Below are 16,893 nucleotides of genomic sequence, written 5' to 3'. Positions count from 1 at the left end.
TTACTGCGTCAGCTTGAGGGTGGTTTCGAGACGAATGTCGTCCGAGGCGCTGCCGATCATCAGCTTGAAATCACCCGCTTCCGCGCCCCACTTCAACTGGCTGTTGAAGAAGGACAGCGTGTCACGGTCGATGGTGAAGCTGACGCGGCGCGTCTCGCCCGGCTTGAGATGCACCTTCTGGAATCCTTTCAGCTCCTTCACCGGCCGCACCACCGACGACACCATATCGCGCAGGTACATCTGCACGATCTCCGTGCCGGCCACCTTGCCGCTGTTGGCCAGATCGAAGGACAGCGTCACCTTCTGCCCTTGCGCCATGGTCGGGCTGCTCAGCGTCAGACCGGCGTATTTGAAGTCGGTGTAGCTCAGGCCATGGCCAAAGGCGTAGCGCGGCGTGTTGACGGAATCGATATAGGCCGATTTGTAGACCACGTTCTTCTCGTCGGTCACCGGGCGGCCGGTGTTGTACTGCGCGTATGACAGCGGAATCTGCCCCACGCCGCGGGGGAAAGTGATTGGCAGTTTGCCGGACGGGTTGTAGTCCCCGAACAGCACATTGGCCACCGCGTTGCCGCCTTCACTGCCGGGGAACCAAGCGTAGACGATGGCGTCCGCCTTGTCGGCGACGGTGTTGAACACCAGCGGCCGGCCGGCCAGCATGACCACCACCACCGGCTTGCCGGTGGCCTTCAGCGCGTCGAACAGCGCCTCCTGCTGGCCCGGCAGCGTGATGTCGGTACGCGACTTGGCTTCGCCGCTCATGTCCCAGGTTTCGCCCACGGCCAGCACGATCACGTCCGCGCGCGAGGCGGTGGCCACGGCCTCGGCGAAGCCCGCGCTGCTGGCGCAGCCCGGCGCGCACGCTTGTGCGTAGCTGATCTCCGCCTTGCCGGCGTGGCTGCGGATGCCTTCAACGATGCTCACCACGCGCGCACGATCGCCCTGCACCACCCAGCCGCCTTCCAGGTCGCGCTGCGAATCGGCCAGCGGCCCAATCACCGCAATGCGCTTGCTGTCGCGCGACAGCGGCAACAGCTTGTTTTCGTTCTTCAGCAGCACGATGGATTTCTGCGCCACGTCCAGTGCGGCGGCACGGTGCGATTGATCTCCCAGCACCGCTTTTTCGCGCGCGGCGTCGGAATAGCGGTACGGATCGTCGAACAGGCCTAGTTCAAACTTCTTGGTCAGGATGCGGCGCACGGCGTCGTCCAGTGTCGCCATCTTCACCTTGCCTGCTTTGACTGCGGCTTCCAGATGCTGGGTGTAGGCATAGCCTTCCATATCCATATCGCTGCCGGCGTTGATGGCCTTGACCGCAGCGTCGGACAGATCGGCGGCATACCCATGCGGCACCATCTCGCGCACCGAGCCCCAGTCGCTGACCACGAAGCCCTTGTATTTCCAGGCACCTTTCAGGATATCCCGCTGCAGCACGGCGCTGCCGGTGGCTGGAATGCCGTTCAGCGTATTGAAGGAATTCATGAAGGTGGCGGCGCCCGCATCGGCGGCGGCCTTGAACGGCGGCAGGTAGACCTCATGCAGCTGCTGCTCGCTCATATCGACCGCGTTGTAGTCGCGGCCCGCGATGGCGGCGCCGTAAGCGGCAAAGTGTTTGGCGGTGGCCATCACGCTGTCGGTGGCGCCCAGCTTCCTGCCCTGGAAGCCGTGCACGCGCGCGACGGCAATCTGCGAACCGAGATAAGTGTCTTCGCCGGCGCCTTCCATGACGCGGCCCCAGCGCGGATCGCGCGCCACGTCCACCATTGGCGCGAAGGTCCAGTGAATGCCGGCGGCGGCGGCCTCCCTGGCGGCGATGTGGGCGGACAGTTCGATCGCCTCCATGTCCCACGAAGCGGCTTCGCCCAGCGGCACCGGGAACACGGTCTTGTAGCCGTGAATGACGTCTAGGCTGAACAGCAACGGAATCTTCAGGCGCGATTGCAGCGCCAGCGCCTGGATCTCGCGGGTATCGGCCACGCCGGTCACGTTCAGCATGGAGCCGACCTTGCCGGCGCGGATATCGGCCAGCTTGTCGGCATAAGCGCTGCTGGTCGGGCCGGTGAACTGACGGCCGGAGAGCTGATGCAGCTGGCCGACTTTTTCGGCCACCGTCATCTGCTTCATCAGGTCTGCGACCTTGCGGTCGATCTGGGCGTCCTGCGCTTGCGCGCACAGCGCGAAGGCCGCGCCGATGGCGGCAGCGATATATTTTGTCTTCATTTGTACTGTTGCTGTTTTTGTTCGTAATAGGACTTCAGCGTGTAGAAGGCCTGCTTCTTCTTGCCGGTCTCCGAAATCAGACCCTTGCGGTTCCAGTAGTCCTGGAAGTATGGATGCGGGCGGCGCGGCGAGCGGAAGTCGGTCAGCACCCACGGCGTCATGCCGCGCAGGCCGGGAATCGCGTCCAGCAGCTTGAAGGTGTTCTTGTACAACTGGTCCTGATATTCCTCGCTCCACTTGGTATCGCTGTCGGCGTGATAGCCACCCAGCGCGTCGGCGCCGAACTCGGTCACCAGCACCGGCTTGTTGTAATTGACCTTGAAGGAGAACTTCATCATCTCCTTGTTGTTCGACCAGTACCAGCCGGCGTATTGATTGAAGCTGGCGAGGTCGATCTTGTCGGCCAGCGGATCCTCCACCGTCACCACGTCGCCGGTGCGGTGCACTTCCAGCGCCGCACCCACCAGGCGGGTGCGGTCCAGCGAACGCACGGTGTCGGCCAGCTTGCCCATGAACTCAGTGCGCACCGGGCTGACTGGCGTCTCGTTACCGATCGACCAGATGATGACGCTGGCGCGGTTCTTGTCACGCACCACCAGATCGGTCAGCTGCTGTTTGGCGTTGGCGTAGACTTCCGGCTTCTCCCACGAGATGGTCCAGTACACCGGAACCTCGGCCCATACCAGCAAGCCCATTTCGTCGGCCAGCTTGATCATCTCTTCGCTGTGCGGATAGTGCGCCAGGCGGACGTAATTGCAGTTCATGTCCTTGGCCCATTGCAGCATCATGCGCATATCGCCTTCGCCGCGCAGACGGCCGGGGATCAGAGGGTTCTCGTCATGCAGCGAGATCCCGCGCAGGAACACGGATTTGCCGTTCAGCAGAATGTCGTGACCGCGCGTCTCGATGGTGCGCAGGCCGATGCGGTCATTCAGCGTGTCGGTAACACCGGCGATGGTGACGTTGTACAGCTTGGGGTCTTCCGGCGACCAGTAGCGCACCTTGTTCTTCGGCAGCGCGATGCTGACCGCGGCGCGGCCATTGGCGTCGGTGCGCACGGTGGATTTCACGCCCAACTCCGCGATCGAGATGGTGACGTCCTGCGCGCGTTTGGCACCTGCCAGCTGCACGTGGCCTTCGATGCGGCCCATGTCGCCCTTGGCCAGCTGGATCTGGTAATCCTCGATGTAGGTGTCCGGCGTTTCCGCCAGCAGCACATCGCGCGTGATGCCCCCGTAGTTCCACCAGTCGGTATTCACGGTCGGGATATCGTCCTGATGGCGTGTGTTGTCGGCCTTGACCACCACCGTGTTCTCGCCTTTCAGCAGGCGGCCGGTCACCTCGAACTGGAACGGCGTGAAACCGCCCTTGTGACTGCCCAGCTTCTTGCCATTCAGGTAGACGTGGGCCTCGTAGTTGACCGCGCCAAAGTAGAGGAAGTAGCGCTTGCCGTCCTTGGGCATAGCATTGAATTTCTGGCGCATCCACAGCGTGCCTTCGTAGAATTCCAGCCTGGACGCCTGCGAGTTCCAGTCGCCCGGCACCGCCAGCGTGGGCGAGCCATCGAAGTTGTATTCCACCGCGTCGTCCTTGTCGCGCGGCTTGCGGTCATCGTAGAAACCGCCGGCGCCGGTGGCCGACTGATCGAACGGCTGGCGGCGATAGTTGTAGAAGCCGGTTTCGTAAGGATCGATGATATAGCTCCAGCGGCCGTTCAGCGACAGCGGCTGACGGCCGTAGATGTTTTGCAGCGTGGGCGGCTGCCTGGCCAGTTCGGCGCGCGGGCTGGCGCCTTTGTTGGCCTGCGCCTGTCCCGGCGCCTGATCGTCCTGCGCTGTCGCCGCGAAGTTCGCGGTCAGGCAGCTTGCTAACAACAGCAGCTTCCACACTTGTCGCATTCATGTCTCCTGAAGTTTATGCGTTTTAATTAGTGAATTTGCCTTCGTAGCCGGGCGGCGTGGCATCGATATGCAGCGTGAGGCGCAGCGGCAGCTTATCCATTACCGGTTCCAGCTGCGCACGCGCCGCCGCCAGCAGCGTCTCGCCGATCGTCTGCACCAGCGCCGGACTGCGCCCCGGCGTGATGCGCAGATTGAGGTAGACGAAGGCGCGCCCCTGCTCCCCGTCCGCCACCGCATAATGCGCGGCCGGGTAGGCCAGCACGCGCGTGCCATACAGCGGAAACACCAGCGCGCCGGCGGCATCCTGCATCGTCACCAAGGTATGCGACAACGACTTGCACAAAGCGCCGATGTCGGTGTGCGCATCCAGGTTGGCGGTGTACTCAATTTTCAGATGCGGCATATTTGATGGTCCATTTGATGGTGAGCGGTTCTTTCATGGTCAGCTTGCCGCTGCTGCAGGTGACCAGCGTCTTCATCGGCCCGTATGGCGCCATGAAGTCCTTGCTGCCGTTGGTCGGGGCAGATTCGCATTGCTGCAAGCCGCTGACACTGTACTCCTTTACCGCGCCCTGCGCGAACGTTACGGTATTGCCCTTGATGCTGGCCTGGTCGGAAAAGGAGGCAAATTCCAGCGTGATCTTGTCCACCTCCTGCGCACCCACGGGAGTGTAAATATCGGTACGGGTCATTACACCATGTTCCAGCGTATAAGTGGTGCGCAGCCTGATGCGGCCGTCCTTGACCGGCGAGCGCTTGCCAAGACGATCCAGTTCGTCCTGGCGATAAGAGACCGTGTAGCGCTGGCCATCCTTGCCAGTCTTGATATCCTTGATCCACGCCGCGCCGATCAGCTGCGCGCCATCGGCCATGGTGAACCTGGGCAGCAGCTGCGGATGCGCACCGCCGCTGTCGGCCACGCCGGAGACGATGTTCGGCACGAATGGCAGCGGGTAATAAGGACTGTTGTCATGCTGGCTGACGCCGCCGTTGATCATGTTCAGGCTCACCACATGCGGGCCGTCGCGGAAGATGGACAACGCACGGTCATACTCACCCTGGGCAAAGATGGTGGTGCTGAACTGCGGACGATTCTTGTCCAGCCACGCCTGCAGGTCGGCCTTCGGCTGCACATCCTTGAAGCCGGCCTTGTTCCAGGTCTCGTTGGTGTAGATCAGCTGATGCAGCAGCGAGAAGTTCTCACCCAGGATGCGGTGCTTGCCGCGATAAGTATCGGTGCGGCGGCCCTTGCCCCACATGTCCAGCGAATGCATGGCCGGGTCGTACCAGAAGTTCATGTAGCGCTCCGCGATGCGCGAGGAGAAGGCGTAGGCATACTGCTTCTCCTCCGGCGTCAGCACATCGAGGTAGGCCGATACCGACAGGATCTCCACCAGCGCCGTCTCGCCATACGGCCCGAGGCTGCGGCCGAAGCTGAAGCCCTGGCCCTCGGTATTGGCGACGTTCAGTGCAATGTCGGCCGCCTTGCGCAGCAGGCCTTTCAGCTCGTCGGTCGGCTGTAGCCCGGTTTCCAGGAAGCGTTCGCAAATTTCCGCGATCAGCAGGATGCTGTAACGGTCGAAGCGCCCTTCGCCATCGGTCTCGTCGGAGAAGCCGAATTTGCCGGAGTATTTTTTATAATGGGTGAGCATCTTGTCGAGCAGGATCTTGCCGGCGCTGTCGTCTTCCCACCCCATCATCATCCGCAGGCGCGCGATGCTGAACGCCACGCCATAGTAATTGGTCGGCAGGTTGATCAGATCCCACTGCGGGGTGACAAACGTGCGCCAGTCCAGCTGCTTGCGCAGCTTCTCCAGCGTGGCCGGGCTGACGGCGCGCTCCAGCAGGCCGGCTTGCTTCAGCTTTACCAGCGTGCCGATGTAGTAATAGATGCCCCAGGTGTGATTGTCCATGCCGACCGTCATGTCAGCGATATCGCGGTAGTCCTTCAGCTTTTGCTCCAGCGACGGGTCATCCCTGGAAGTATTCAGCAGCACATGGCCCAGTCCTGCCGCCACCTTCCCCGGCAAGAACTTGTCGCCGCTCTTGAACGGCGAGGCGCCGTCCAGCACCATGTTCTCCCGTTCCGCCACCAGCTTTTTGAAGAAGAAGTCCAGCTGCTTGTAGGCGTTGTCTTGAACGGTGCGGTTCATCGGCGCCGCCGATGCGGAGGCGCAGGCTGTCATCACAGCCATGGTCAGGGGAAGGAATTTCATGTCGTCTCGATTGTTATTGGAAAACGTTTTACAAATAGTATGTGATTTTGCTTCTAAGGTAAACACTTACACGTTGCGGTTCAACGTCGAATGACGCAGCACCAGCTGTGGCTCGATGATGGTGGAACACGCCGCCGGCCTGCCTTCGACCTGCGCCAGCAACTGCTCCATGGCCGCCGCCCCCATCCGCTCGCTTTGCAGATCGACCGTGGTTAAGGGCGGCAGGCTGTAACTGGCGAAATCGATGTTGTCGAAACCGGCCACCGAGATATCCTCCGGCACGCGGAAGCCCAGCGTCTGCGCGGCTTTCATGAAGCCCATGGCCATCAGGTCGTTGTAGCAGATCAGCGCATCGGGATGGGTGGCGCCCAGCATGATGGAGGAACTCATGCGCTCCCCTTCGTGCGCCGACGGCGCGCCGCCGTCGTATACCGTCAGCGCCAGCCCCATGGCCGCCAGGCAGTCGCGGATGCCGGCCAGGCGCTCCTCGTCGCGGCGCGATTTGGAGAAGCCCAGATAGGCAATCTGCCGGTGCCCCAGCGTCAGCAGATGGCGCGCCAGCATAGCCGCGCCGCGATGGTCGTCGCCCGCCACGCAGGGAATGTCGCGCTGCGCCAGCCGTCCCAGGAACACCAGCGGCTTGTCCAGTTCCAGCATCCACGCCATCTCCGCTTCCGGTATGCGCGAGATGACGATCATGCCGTCCACGCGGCGGCTCAGCGCTTCCAGCAGCGGGCGTTCGCGGTGCGGGTTTTCCTCGGTATCGACCAGCAGCAGGTTGTAGCCGTGCGCCTGCGCCACGCGGTTGGCGCCCTTCACCACACTGCTGAAGTGGGGATTTGCCACGTCCAGCACGGACAGGCCGATGCTCTGCGTGCGTCCGGTGATCATGGACTGCGCCAGCGGATTGGAACGGTAGCCCAGCTGCGCGATCACCCGCGTAATGGCCTGTTCCACCGCCGGCGAAAAGCGCTGCGTGCGGTTTACGAACTTGGATACCGTTGCGGTGGAGACGCCGGCGCCGGCGGCCACGTCGCGGATGGTGGGAACCGGCTTTTTCATGAATCGATTGACCTCGGGGAGAATTTGGTTATACTGCTGATTAAACGTTTAACTACAATACCTTTACCATCCTATAAAAGCAACCCATGACCACTACTAAACCATTCAAACGCATCCTGCTGACCGGCGCCGGGGGCGGCCTGGGCACCGTCCTGCGCGAGCGCGCCAAGGCCTGGGCGGATGTCGTCCGCCTGAATGACGTCAAAGACCTCGGCCCCGCACGCGATGGCGAGGAAATCGTGATCGGCGACCTTGGTGACCGCGACAAAGTGATGAGCATGATGCAAGGCGTGGACGCCGTGCTGCACTTCGGCGGCATTTCGGTGGAAGACAAGTTCGAGCCGATCATGAACGCCAACATCCTTGGCCTGCATCACCTGTATGAAGCTATCCACAAGTGCGGCGTCAAGCGCGTGATCTTCGCCAGTTCCAGCCACGTGGTGGGCTACTACAAGACCACTGACCTGGTGGACGCCCACATGCCGCTGCGCCCGGACGGTTTCTACGGCGTGTCGAAGGCCTTTGGCGAAGCGCTGTCGCGCTACTACTACGACCGCTTCGGCACCGAGACCGTATGCCTGCGCATCGGCTCCTCCTTCCCGGAGCCGAAGAACCCGCGCATGATGGTCACCTACCTGGCCTACGACGATCTGGTTGAGTTGATCCGCTGCTCGCTGTTCACGCCGCGCGTCGGCCACACCATCACCTTCGGCACCTCCAACAACGCCACCAAGTGGTGGGACAACAAATACGCTTCACACCTGGGCTATGTGCCCAAGCATAGCTCCACCGAATTCGCCGGCCACTTCCCGGATAGCGCAGACTATCCAGCGGCCGGCGATGCACCAACCATCTATCAGGGCGGTCCGTTCGTCACGGCAGGCCCCATGTACAAATAACCCGAGACCAACCACATGACATCATCGCATCTCCGCATTGCTGTTTTGGCTGCCGTGGCAGCCATGTTCCACTCCGTGCCCGCCGTTGCGGCCGAAGCGCCATCCGCGCAAGCGGCTGCGCCGTCGGCCGCGATCAATCCGAAAGCCGTGCTGTCGGCCATGGAACGCGTGGCCGACTGGCAACTGGCCAATCCGAGCAAGCACCGCCCGGACGACTGGACCCAGGCGGTGGGCTACAACGGCATCATGGCGCTGGCGAATATCTCCGGCAGCAGCAAGTACCGCGATGCGATGATCGCCATGGGCCAGAAGAACAACTGGAAGCTCGGCCCCAATCACTACCACGCGGACGATCACATCGTTGGCCAGACCTACGCCGAGCTGTATCTGCAAACCCGCGACCCGAAGATGATCGCGCCGCTGCGCGCCAGCTTTGACGACATCCTCGCCAACCGCCGCACCGGTTCGCTGGAGTTCACCGTCAAGGGCAACCAGGACCGCTGGTCGTGGTGCGACGCGCTGTACATGGCGCCGCCGGCCTGGCTGCGCCTGTGGGCCATCACCGGCGACCAGCGCTACCTGGATTTCGCCATCAGCGAATGGTGGGTGACGTCGGACTACCTGTACGACAAGGAAGAACACCTGTACTTCCGCGACTCCAACTACTTCGACAAGCGCGAAGCCAACGGCAAGAAGGTCTACTGGAGCCGTGGCAACGGCTGGGTGATGGGCGGCCTGGTGCGCGTGCTGCAATATCTGCCGGAGAACCATCCCGAGCGTCCGCGCTTCGTCCAGCAATACAAGGAGATGGCGGCCCGGCTGCTGACGCTGCAGCAGCCTGACGGTTTGTGGCGCGCCAGCCTGCTCGATCCCGACACCTATCCGATGAAGGAATCGAGCGGCTCGGCGCTGTACACCTACGCTTTCGCCTGGGGTGTGAATCAGGGCCTGCTGGGCGCCAGGGCCTTCAAGCCGGCCGTGCAGAAAGCCTGGACCGCGCTGGTGGCCAACGTGCAGCCGGACGGCAAACTGACCCACGTCCAGCCTATCGGTCTGGCGCCCAAAGTCTTTGACGAAAATCTGACCGAAGTGTATGGCGTCGGCGGCTTCCTGCTGGCCGGCAGCGAGGTGTATCGCATGGCGGTGCTGGAGAAAACCAGACCGCACACCGTGAGCGTCACCAATCCAACCAGCGGCGTGCGCGGCGACGAACTGGCGCAAGCAAAGCTGGGCGCCGGCATCGCCAGGCCGGTGGTGATGGATGCCGCCACCTCGGCCATCGTCAACTCGCAGGTGATCGGCAAGCAGATCGTGTTTCCGGTGAATCTGGCGGCGGGCGAAACGCGCCGCTACCTGGTGCTGCCGGCCGAGCGGCTGGCCGCCGTGCCGCCGGCCGAGGTGAAAACCCACGCGCGCTTTGTGCCGGAACGCCTCGACGATTTCGCCTGGGAGAGCGACCGCACCGCGCACCGCGTGTACGGCCCAGCCATCATCAAGGACCCGAAGGAACACCTGATCAGCAGCGGCGTGGACGTGTGGGTGAAGAAGGTGCGCACGCCGGTGGTCGACAAGTGGTACAAGCGCGGCGAGTATCACCACGACGAGGGTGAAGGCCTGGACTACTACAGCGTGGGCCAGAGCCGCGGCTGCGGCGGCACCACCATCGTCAGCGAAGGCAAGCTGTATAACTCGTCCAACTTCACCAAATACAAGGTGCTGGCCGACGGCCCGCTGCGCGCCGTGTTCGAGCTGACCTACGCCGGCTGGGATGCGGGCAATGGCCGCACCGTGTCCGAAGTCAAGCGCTTCTCAATCGATGCCGGCTCCAATATGACCCGCGTTGAAACCCGGTTTGCCAGCAACCGCAAGCAGCCCTTGAATGTCGGCGTCGGCATCGTCCAGCGCGATGGCGAAGGCCACTACACCGCCGACGGCGCCAACAACTTCAACAGCTACTGGGAACCGGCGCACGGCGACGACGGCAGCATCGGCTGCGGCGTCATCCTGCCGGCCGGCGTCAAGGCCTTCGACGTGATCGATAGACAGCAGCTGTCGATCGGCACGGCGCAACCGGGCCAGCCCTTCGTCTACTACTTCGGCGCCGGCTGGAGCAAGAGCGGCGATTTTGCCGATGCCGCCGCCTGGGATGCCTACGTGCGCGGCTATGCGCAAAAGCTGAAGGCGCCGCTCAAGGTCAGCAGTCAATAAACGTCCCGCCGGACAGCCCGCGCGGCTGCCGGCGGATTTTTTTTACCCCGGGTGGAAGCGATTCCACCATCTAGTTGAAGCACCCAAAAACCATAACATCCACTGGAGACACGACATGCACACAAAGCAACCTCAACTGCGGCGCATCACCGCCGCCGTGACCCTGGCCCTGCTGGCCGGCACCGCGGCGGCGCAACAGGACGACAGCGGCAAACTGGAATCGGTCATCGTCACCGCCAACAAGCGCGCGCAGAATCTGCAGGACGTGCCGGCCTCGATCACCGTGCTGAACGACGCCGTCCTGCAGCGCGCCAACGTGCGCGACCTGGAAGACGTGCCGGCGCTGTCGCCGGCGCTGACGCTGTCCTACGGCACCCAGCCGGGCAACTTCAGCATCAATATGCGCGGCATCGGCACCTTCTCGCTGGGCATCGGCGTGGAGGCGGACGTGGCGGTGATCGTTGACGACGTGCCGCTGGGCATGCAGGCCGGCGCCTTCAAGGACCTGGCCGACGTCGGCCGCATCGAGGTGCTGAAAGGCCCGCAAAGCACGCTGTTCGGCAAGAGCTCGATTGCCGGCGCCATCAACATCACCACCAAGCCGCTGGGCGGTCCGTGGAAAACCAACGCCACCACCTACATCACCAACGACGATGAATGGCGCGTCGGCGTCAGCACCGGCGGCGCCGTGTCCGACACCCTGCGCCTGCGCGTGGCCGCCAGCAAGACCAACTTCGACGGCACGCTCAACAATCTCACCACCGGCAAGAAGCTCAATGGCAGCAAGGGCGACAACCTCAGCGGCAAGCTGGAGTGGCAGCCGCTCGACCAGCTGACCCTGACGCTGACGCCGCACTACAACCGCACCGAGAAATTCTGCTGCTCGACCGCCTTCACCTCGATGTCGCCGGGCGCGCTGTACCGCAATGCGCCGCAGTTGCCGCCGTCGGTGGTGCTGGCCGGCATTCACATCAGCCCGGACAACCGCGACGTGCGCAACGACTATCCGACCGGCGGCAAATTCCATGATGCCGGCACCGGCGTCAAGCTGGACTGGGCGTTCGACGACAACAGCCCGCTGCAGGGCCACACGCTGAGCTCGATCTCGTCGTACAGCAAGTACCACATGGACGACTATCAGGACAACGACAACACCGACGTCGACATCCTGCCCTTCCTGCTGTTGCCGAATGGCCAGCCGAGCGGCATGCATGGCGGCCTGTACCAGTACGGCTTCTTTGACGTCAAATCGACCACCCAGGAATTCCGCCTGACCTCGCCGGACAAGGGCGCGCTGCGCTATGTGGCCGGCCTGTGGTACGGCAAGAACGCGTTGACGCGCGAACTGACCAAGGCGCCGCTGATCCAGGCCTACGGCACGGCCTATGGCGCCGACGCCTGGAATATCAGCAAGGCCATTTACGGCCAAGGGTCGTGGGACTTCCGCCCGAATACCAGTCTGATTCTCGGCGCCCGCTACAACGACGAAGACACCGGCTACAACTTCCGCCGTTACACCGTGCCGCCGCAAGTCAAGGCGCTCACCGAGTTCTACACCAAGTCGGACAACGACAAGAGCAGCACCTACAAGCTGGGCCTGGAGCACCGCCTCAACAAGGACGCGATGGTGTACGCCATGGCATCGACCGGCCACAAAGGGAAGGCTTACGACCTGACGTCGGGCTTCACCGCGGCCACCGCCAGGCTGCCGGCGGTGGCGCCGGAAACCGCGCGCAGTTACGAGCTGGGCTGGAAGCAAAGCCTGTGGGACAACCGCGCCATGTTCAGCGTGGCCCTGTTCCGCACCGACTTCAAGCACTTCCAGCAATCGTCCAGCTTCTTTGACGACGACGGCACCTTCCGCACCGGTCTGAACAGCATCGGCGGCTTGCGCACCCAGGGCCTGGAAGTGGAAGGCAATGTACGCGTGACGCGCGCGCTGCAGCTGAACGGCAGCTTGGCCTACACCGAGGCGACCATCCAGGAATTTGAAAACGGTCCGTGCTACAACGTCATCAACGCGGCCGGCACGGCCGGCACGCCGGGACCGGGCTGCGCGCAGAACCCCAAGTACAACAACACCTTCGTGCAGAACCTGGCCGGCAAGACCTTGCCGAACGCGCCGAAAGTCAAAGTGAATCTGGGCGGTCAGTACGACCTGATGCTGCCATCGGCCAGCTTCAACGGCTTCGTCGCCGGCTCCACCCGCTACCAGAGCCGCACCCAGTTCTCGCTGAATCAGGACCCGAACACCATTCAAGGGGCGTATGCGATCACCAACGTGAGTTTTGGCGTCAAGGACAAGCAGGACCGTTACAAGCTCACCTTCCTGGTCAACAACCTGTTTGACAAGCGCTACGCGACCGGCCTGAACAACGCGATCGCCAATGGCACCTGGAGTCCGAAAGCGCCGAACACGCCGGTCGCGGTCAACACCACCGAATGGATGCCGCCGCGCGACTTCCAGCGCTACTTCGGCGCCCGCCTGGATGTCACCTTCTAAAGAGCATCTCCCTCGCGACGCCGCACGATGGTCGCACTTCCGCCCCCGCAGCCTGCCGCGGGGGCTTTTTTTATCTGAACACCTGCTTCAGCGATTGCGCCGCCGCCAGCGCATCACTCCAGGCCGCCAGTTGCGTCAAACTAGCCTTGGCCAGCTTTTTGCGCACCGTTTGCGGCAGCGGGCCGAAACGCTGCACCAGCATGCGCTCCAATACCGCGATCGCGCCTTCTTTACGCCCACGCTCCAGACCTTGCTCAAGACCTTGCTCAAGACCTTGTTCAAGCCCCTGCTCAAGACCTTGCTCCAAGCCGCGTTCCAATCCGAGCTTGATGCCATCGTTGACGAGCATTTGCTCGAATGAGTTGTACAGTTTTTTCATTCCGAGCTCCTTCTCCGTCCGATCAACAGCCTGTCTGTAGCGACGCTCATACGACTCAGGCAAGGCCATCATCCAGTTGATCACATTGAATAAAACGATTATGCGCCTCTGGCGCCAGCGATGCTTGAACAGTAGCCTGGTCAAATGCAGCTTGGCCGCGTAGAGTTTGTCCGGATCATGATGAGCTTGTTGGGGGATGCGGATCCGCCAGCAAGACCAGGCTGACGACCGGCAAGCCGTAGGTGCCGACGATAAGCTGGTGGTAGTTGTGCATGCGCCGGGGCAGCGCCGGATCGCGCTGCGCCTGGATTTCAATGTGAAGCAGGACCGGCCTGCCGCCACCTTCGCGCAGGGCTACCTCGACCAGTTTATCGGCCACCATCACGTCAGGCTTGGTGCCGAAGCCACTTCTTGCCAGCTCCTTGTCACGGAAACGGGGCCGTTGCCGCCAATCGATGCTCGCGCTCACGGTGGGGAAATAAAATACCAAGAAGGAACGTAAAGCATGCGACAACACGGCTTTCCACGGCAAATCGTAACGGGCAGGCGGGATGGTGTTCGGCATCTGCCCAGTCTGCGGCCGACAGCGCACAAACCACATGACAAAATGCAAAGCTCTGCCAAATAGTCCTTGCCATGGCCGCCACCCAGATTACCGTTGAGTGAGATTCACAAAATGTTAACTCGGACATGGTAAGCTTCGACCCCGGCACCCTCCTCGCTGCACACTTTTTTTCCAACTTCCACCTGTAAGTACTTAATTTCATGGATATTGTTCTCGCGCTGAAAGCCCTCATCATGGGCCTGGTCGAAGGTTTGACGGAATTTTTGCCGATTTCCTCCACCGGCCACCTGATCCTCACCGAGCACCTGCTGGGCTTCCAGGGCATGGAAGAAAAAATTAATGTATTTGAAATTGTGATCCAGGCCGGCGCCATCTTTGCCGTCTGCTGGGAATACCGCGCCCGCATCGCCAAAGTCACCACCGGACTGACCACCGACCGCAAGCAGCAACGCTTTGCCTTGAATATCGCCATCGCCTTCCTGCCTCTGGCCATCCTCGGCCTGGCGCTGGGCAACATGCTGAAGGAACACCTGTTCAAGCCGGTGCCGGTGGCCCTGGCGCTGATCGTCGGCGGCATCATCATCCTGATCGTCGAACGCCACGTGGCTGCCAATCCGGTCTCGGTGCGCGTCCATTCAGTCGACGACATGACCCCGCTGGATGCCTTAAAAATGGGCATCGCCCAGGCCTTTGCGCTGATTCCAGGCACCAGCCGCTCCGGCTCCACCATCATTGGCGGCATGATGTTCGGCTTCTCGCGCCAGGCCGCCACCGAGTTTTCCTTCCTGCTGGGCATACCCACCCTGCTGATCGCCTCCGCCTACTCGCTGTTCAAGGCGCGCGACCTGCTGGCGGCGTCAGACCTGCCGATGTTCACCATCGGCACCGTCTCGGCATTTATCTCGGCATTCTTCTGCGTGCGCTGGCTGCTGCGCTACGTTGCCTCCCATACTTTCACGATTTTTGCCTGGTATCGCATCGCTTTTGGCCTGCTGGTGCTCATCACAGGTTACACTGGCGTGATCGTCTGGAAGGACTAAATCTTTTTAAAGTAGTTGCAGTAGCATCATGAGTCATCAGGAAAATAACGAACGCGCCCTCCACTTGCTGCAAACCGTCTTCGGCTACCCAGCCTTCCGCGGCCAGCAGGGAGACATCGTCAGCCATGTGGCGGGCGGCGGCGACGCGCTGGTCCTGATGCCCACCGGGGGCGGCAAATCGCTGTGCTACCAGATCCCGGCCCTGCTGCGCGACGGCGTCGGCGTGGTGGTATCGCCGCTGATCGCGCTGATGCAGGACCAGGTCGACGCGCTGGAAGAAGTCGGCGTGCGCGCGGCCTTCCTGAACTCCACCCAGTCCTACGAAGAAGCCAGCCGCATCGAGCGGCTGGTGCGCACCAACCAGCTGGACCTGGTCTATGTGGCGCCCGAGCGCCTGATGACCGACCGCTGCCTGAACCTGTTCCAGGATTCGAAAATCTCGCTGTTCGCCATCGACGAAGCGCACTGCGTATCGCAATGGGGGCACGACTTCCGGCCCGAGTACATCAAGCTGTCGGTGCTGCACGAGCAGTTCCCCAATGTCCCGCGCATCGCGCTGACCGCCACCGCCGATCCGCAGACGCGCGCCGAAATCGTGCACCGCCTGCAGCTGGACGACGCGGCGCAATTCGTATCCTCGTTCGACCGGCCCAACATCCGCTACCAGATCGTCGAGAAAGCCAACGGCCGCAAACAGCTGCTGGATTTCATCACAACCGAACACGGCGGCGACTGCGGCATCGTCTACTGCCTGTCGCGCAAGAAGGTGGAAGAAACGGCCGAATTCCTGAACGAGAACGGCGTGCGCGCACTGGCCTACCACGCCGGCATGGAGCACACGGTGCGCGCGGCCAACCAGGCGCGCTTCCTGCGCGAAGAGAACATCGTCATGTGCGCCACCATCGCCTTCGGCATGGGCATCGACAAACCCAACGTACGCTTCGTCTGCCACCTGGACCTGCCCAAGAGCATCGAAGGCTACTACCAGGAGACCGGGCGCGCCGGCCGCGATGGCGAACCGTCCAGCGCCTGGATGGCCTACGGCCTGCAGGACGTGGTGCTGCAGCGGCGCATGATCGACGAATCCGAAGCCGACGAAACCTTCAAGCGCGTGCTGGGCAACAAGCTCGATGCCATGCTGGGCTTGTGCGAAACGTTAAGCTGCCGGCGCGTGCGCCTGCTCGACTACTTCGGTGAGAAAGCTGGTCCCTGCGGCAATTGCGACACCTGCCTGATCCCGCCGGTATCCTTCGACGGCACGGTGCCGGTGCAGAAACTGCTGTCGGCCGTGTACCGGGTCGACCAGCGCTTCGCGGCCGGCCACGTGATCGACGTGCTGCGCGGGCAGGAGACGGAACGGATCAAGACCTGGCACCACGACTCGCTGTCGGTGTTCGGCATCGGCGCCGACCGCAGCGAGCAGGAATGGCGCGCCATCCTGCGGCAAGTGATCGCGCTGGGGCTGCTGACGGTCGACCACGAGCAATTCAGCTCACTGAAGCTGACCGATGCCGCGCGCCCGGTGCTCAAGGGCGGGCAGAAAGTACAGCTGCGCCAGTACCAGAAACCGGTCAAGCAGAAGCCGAGCCGTGCCGCCAAGGGATATGTGGAAAGCGACCTGTCGGCGCACGAGCAAAAAATCTTCGACCGCCTGCGCTCGTGGCGCATGGGCACCGCGCGCGAACACAATGTAGCGGCCTACATCATCTTCAACGATGCCACCCTGCGCGAAATCGCCAAAGCCCGCCCGACGGCGCTGGACGACCTGCGCGGCATCTCCGGCGTCGGCGAGAAAAAACTCGCCTCCTACGGCGACGAAATCGTCAACCTGATCAACGAGATGGAAGATTAAGCACTGCGTGATTCGGGGTCAGCTCTGACATTCGGACAGGCGAGCAGG

At 62.4% G+C, this 16,893-nt stretch carries 12 protein-coding genes; 5 read left to right on the top strand and 7 right to left on the bottom strand.

All coding sequences use genetic code 11. The features are described 5' to 3' along the window. The 5 genes from ABDW57_RS00840 to ABDW57_RS00820 form a co-directional block, all read right to left on the bottom strand. Complete coding sequence (locus tag ABDW57_RS00840; RefSeq protein ID WP_343728310.1) at window positions 1-2,220, bottom strand: glycoside hydrolase family 3 N-terminal domain-containing protein; 2,220 nt, start codon at window positions 2,218-2,220, stop codon at window positions 1-3. Next, the gene (locus ABDW57_RS00835) at window positions 2,217-4,118 is read right to left on the bottom strand and encodes a glycoside hydrolase family 2 TIM barrel-domain containing protein (protein WP_343728309.1); all 1,902 of its coding nucleotides are present in this window, start codon (window positions 4,116-4,118) and stop codon (window positions 2,217-2,219) included. The genes ABDW57_RS00840 and ABDW57_RS00835 overlap by 4 nt, the downstream gene beginning before the upstream one ends. A gap of 25 nt (window positions 4,119-4,143) precedes the next feature. Then, the gene (locus tag ABDW57_RS00830; protein WP_343728308.1) at window positions 4,144-4,524 is read right to left on the bottom strand and encodes a 5-carboxymethyl-2-hydroxymuconate isomerase; all 381 of its coding nucleotides are present in this window, start codon (window positions 4,522-4,524) and stop codon (window positions 4,144-4,146) included. Further along, window positions 4,505-6,337 carry a hypothetical protein gene (locus ABDW57_RS00825; protein ID WP_343728307.1) on the bottom strand — a complete coding sequence of 611 codons (1,833 nt, stop codon included), beginning with the start codon at window positions 6,335-6,337 and terminating at the stop codon, window positions 4,505-4,507. Before ABDW57_RS00825 ends, ABDW57_RS00830 begins: the two co-directional genes overlap by 20 nt. 66 nt (window positions 6,338-6,403) lie before the next feature. Further along, window positions 6,404-7,399 carry a LacI family DNA-binding transcriptional regulator gene (locus ABDW57_RS00820; RefSeq protein ID WP_343728306.1) on the bottom strand — a complete coding sequence of 332 codons (996 nt, stop codon included), beginning with the start codon at window positions 7,397-7,399 and terminating at the stop codon, window positions 6,404-6,406. An 86-nt stretch (window positions 7,400-7,485) separates the two neighbouring features. Here ABDW57_RS00820 and ABDW57_RS00815 point away from each other — a divergent pair, with 86 nt between their 5' ends. The 3 genes from ABDW57_RS00815 (at window position 7,486) to ABDW57_RS00805 (ending at window position 13,009) form a co-directional block, all read left to right on the top strand. Continuing rightward, window positions 7,486-8,298, top strand: coding sequence for an NAD(P)-dependent oxidoreductase (locus ABDW57_RS00815; protein WP_343728305.1), 813 nt, complete (start codon window positions 7,486-7,488; stop codon window positions 8,296-8,298). Between the two features lie 63 nt (window positions 8,299-8,361). Beyond that, window positions 8,362-10,506: a glycoside hydrolase family 88 protein gene (locus ABDW57_RS00810; protein ID WP_343728304.1), complete on the top strand. Its 2,145-nt coding sequence runs from the start codon at window positions 8,362-8,364 to the stop codon at window positions 10,504-10,506. Between the two features lie 115 nt (window positions 10,507-10,621). Then, window positions 10,622-13,009, top strand: coding sequence for a TonB-dependent receptor (locus tag ABDW57_RS00805; protein ID WP_343728303.1), 2,388 nt, complete (start codon window positions 10,622-10,624; stop codon window positions 13,007-13,009). A gap of 70 nt (window positions 13,010-13,079) precedes the next feature. Here ABDW57_RS00805 and ABDW57_RS00800 read toward each other — a convergent pair whose 3' ends face one another. Both ABDW57_RS00800 and ABDW57_RS00795 read right to left on the bottom strand, forming a co-directional pair. Beyond that, a complete protein-coding gene (locus tag ABDW57_RS00800) occupies window positions 13,080-13,388 on the bottom strand; it encodes a DUF4351 domain-containing protein (RefSeq protein ID WP_343728302.1) in 309 nt (102 codons plus the stop codon). A gap of 175 nt (window positions 13,389-13,563) precedes the next feature. Continuing rightward, a complete protein-coding gene (locus ABDW57_RS00795; protein WP_343728301.1) occupies window positions 13,564-13,953 on the bottom strand; it encodes a hypothetical protein in 390 nt (129 codons plus the stop codon). Between the two features lie 200 nt (window positions 13,954-14,153). Here ABDW57_RS00795 and ABDW57_RS00790 point away from each other — a divergent pair, with 200 nt between their 5' ends. Then, on the top strand, window positions 14,154-14,993 hold the full coding sequence (locus ABDW57_RS00790) for an undecaprenyl-diphosphate phosphatase (RefSeq protein ID WP_343728300.1): 840 nt from the start codon (window positions 14,154-14,156) through the stop codon (window positions 14,991-14,993). 28 nt (window positions 14,994-15,021) lie between these two features. Continuing rightward, window positions 15,022-16,845, top strand: a complete 1,824-nt coding sequence (recQ, locus tag ABDW57_RS00785; RefSeq protein WP_343728299.1) for a DNA helicase RecQ — start codon at window positions 15,022-15,024, stop codon at window positions 16,843-16,845. Window positions 16,846-16,893: the final 48 nt, after the last annotated feature.

Source organism: Duganella sp. (genome assembly GCF_039595735.1).
Classification (GTDB): Bacteria; Pseudomonadota; Gammaproteobacteria; order Burkholderiales; family Burkholderiaceae_D; genus Rugamonas.
Note: the sequence above shows the minus strand (reverse complement) of the source record. Positions and strands in the feature narration are given on the sequence as shown.

Excerpts from the sequence above, each read along its gene's own strand:
- recQ (WP_343728299.1), top strand. The coding sequence starts at position 15,022 with ATGAGTCATCAGGAAAATAACGAACGCGCCCTCCACTTGCTGCAAACC.
- ABDW57_RS00795 (WP_343728301.1), bottom strand. The coding sequence starts at position 13,953 with ATGCCGAACACCATCCCGCCTGCCCGTTACGATTTGCCGTGGAAAGCC.
- ABDW57_RS00820 (WP_343728306.1), bottom strand. The coding sequence starts at position 7,399 with ATGAAAAAGCCGGTTCCCACCATCCGCGACGTGGCCGCCGGCGCCGGC.
- ABDW57_RS00840 (WP_343728310.1), bottom strand. The coding sequence starts at position 2,220 with ATGAAGACAAAATATATCGCTGCCGCCATCGGCGCGGCCTTCGCGCTG.
- ABDW57_RS00835 (WP_343728309.1), bottom strand. The coding sequence starts at position 4,118 with ATGCGACAAGTGTGGAAGCTGCTGTTGTTAGCAAGCTGCCTGACCGCG.
- ABDW57_RS00810 (WP_343728304.1), top strand. The coding sequence starts at position 8,362 with ATGTTCCACTCCGTGCCCGCCGTTGCGGCCGAAGCGCCATCCGCGCAA.
- ABDW57_RS00800 (WP_343728302.1), bottom strand. The coding sequence starts at position 13,388 with ATGAAAAAACTGTACAACTCATTCGAGCAAATGCTCGTCAACGATGGC.
- ABDW57_RS00825 (WP_343728307.1), bottom strand. The coding sequence starts at position 6,337 with ATGAAATTCCTTCCCCTGACCATGGCTGTGATGACAGCCTGCGCCTCC.
- ABDW57_RS00790 (WP_343728300.1), top strand. The coding sequence starts at position 14,154 with ATGGATATTGTTCTCGCGCTGAAAGCCCTCATCATGGGCCTGGTCGAA.
- ABDW57_RS00815 (WP_343728305.1), top strand. The coding sequence starts at position 7,486 with ATGACCACTACTAAACCATTCAAACGCATCCTGCTGACCGGCGCCGGG.
- ABDW57_RS00830 (WP_343728308.1), bottom strand. The coding sequence starts at position 4,524 with ATGCCGCATCTGAAAATTGAGTACACCGCCAACCTGGATGCGCACACC.
- ABDW57_RS00805 (WP_343728303.1), top strand. The coding sequence starts at position 10,622 with ATGCACACAAAGCAACCTCAACTGCGGCGCATCACCGCCGCCGTGACC.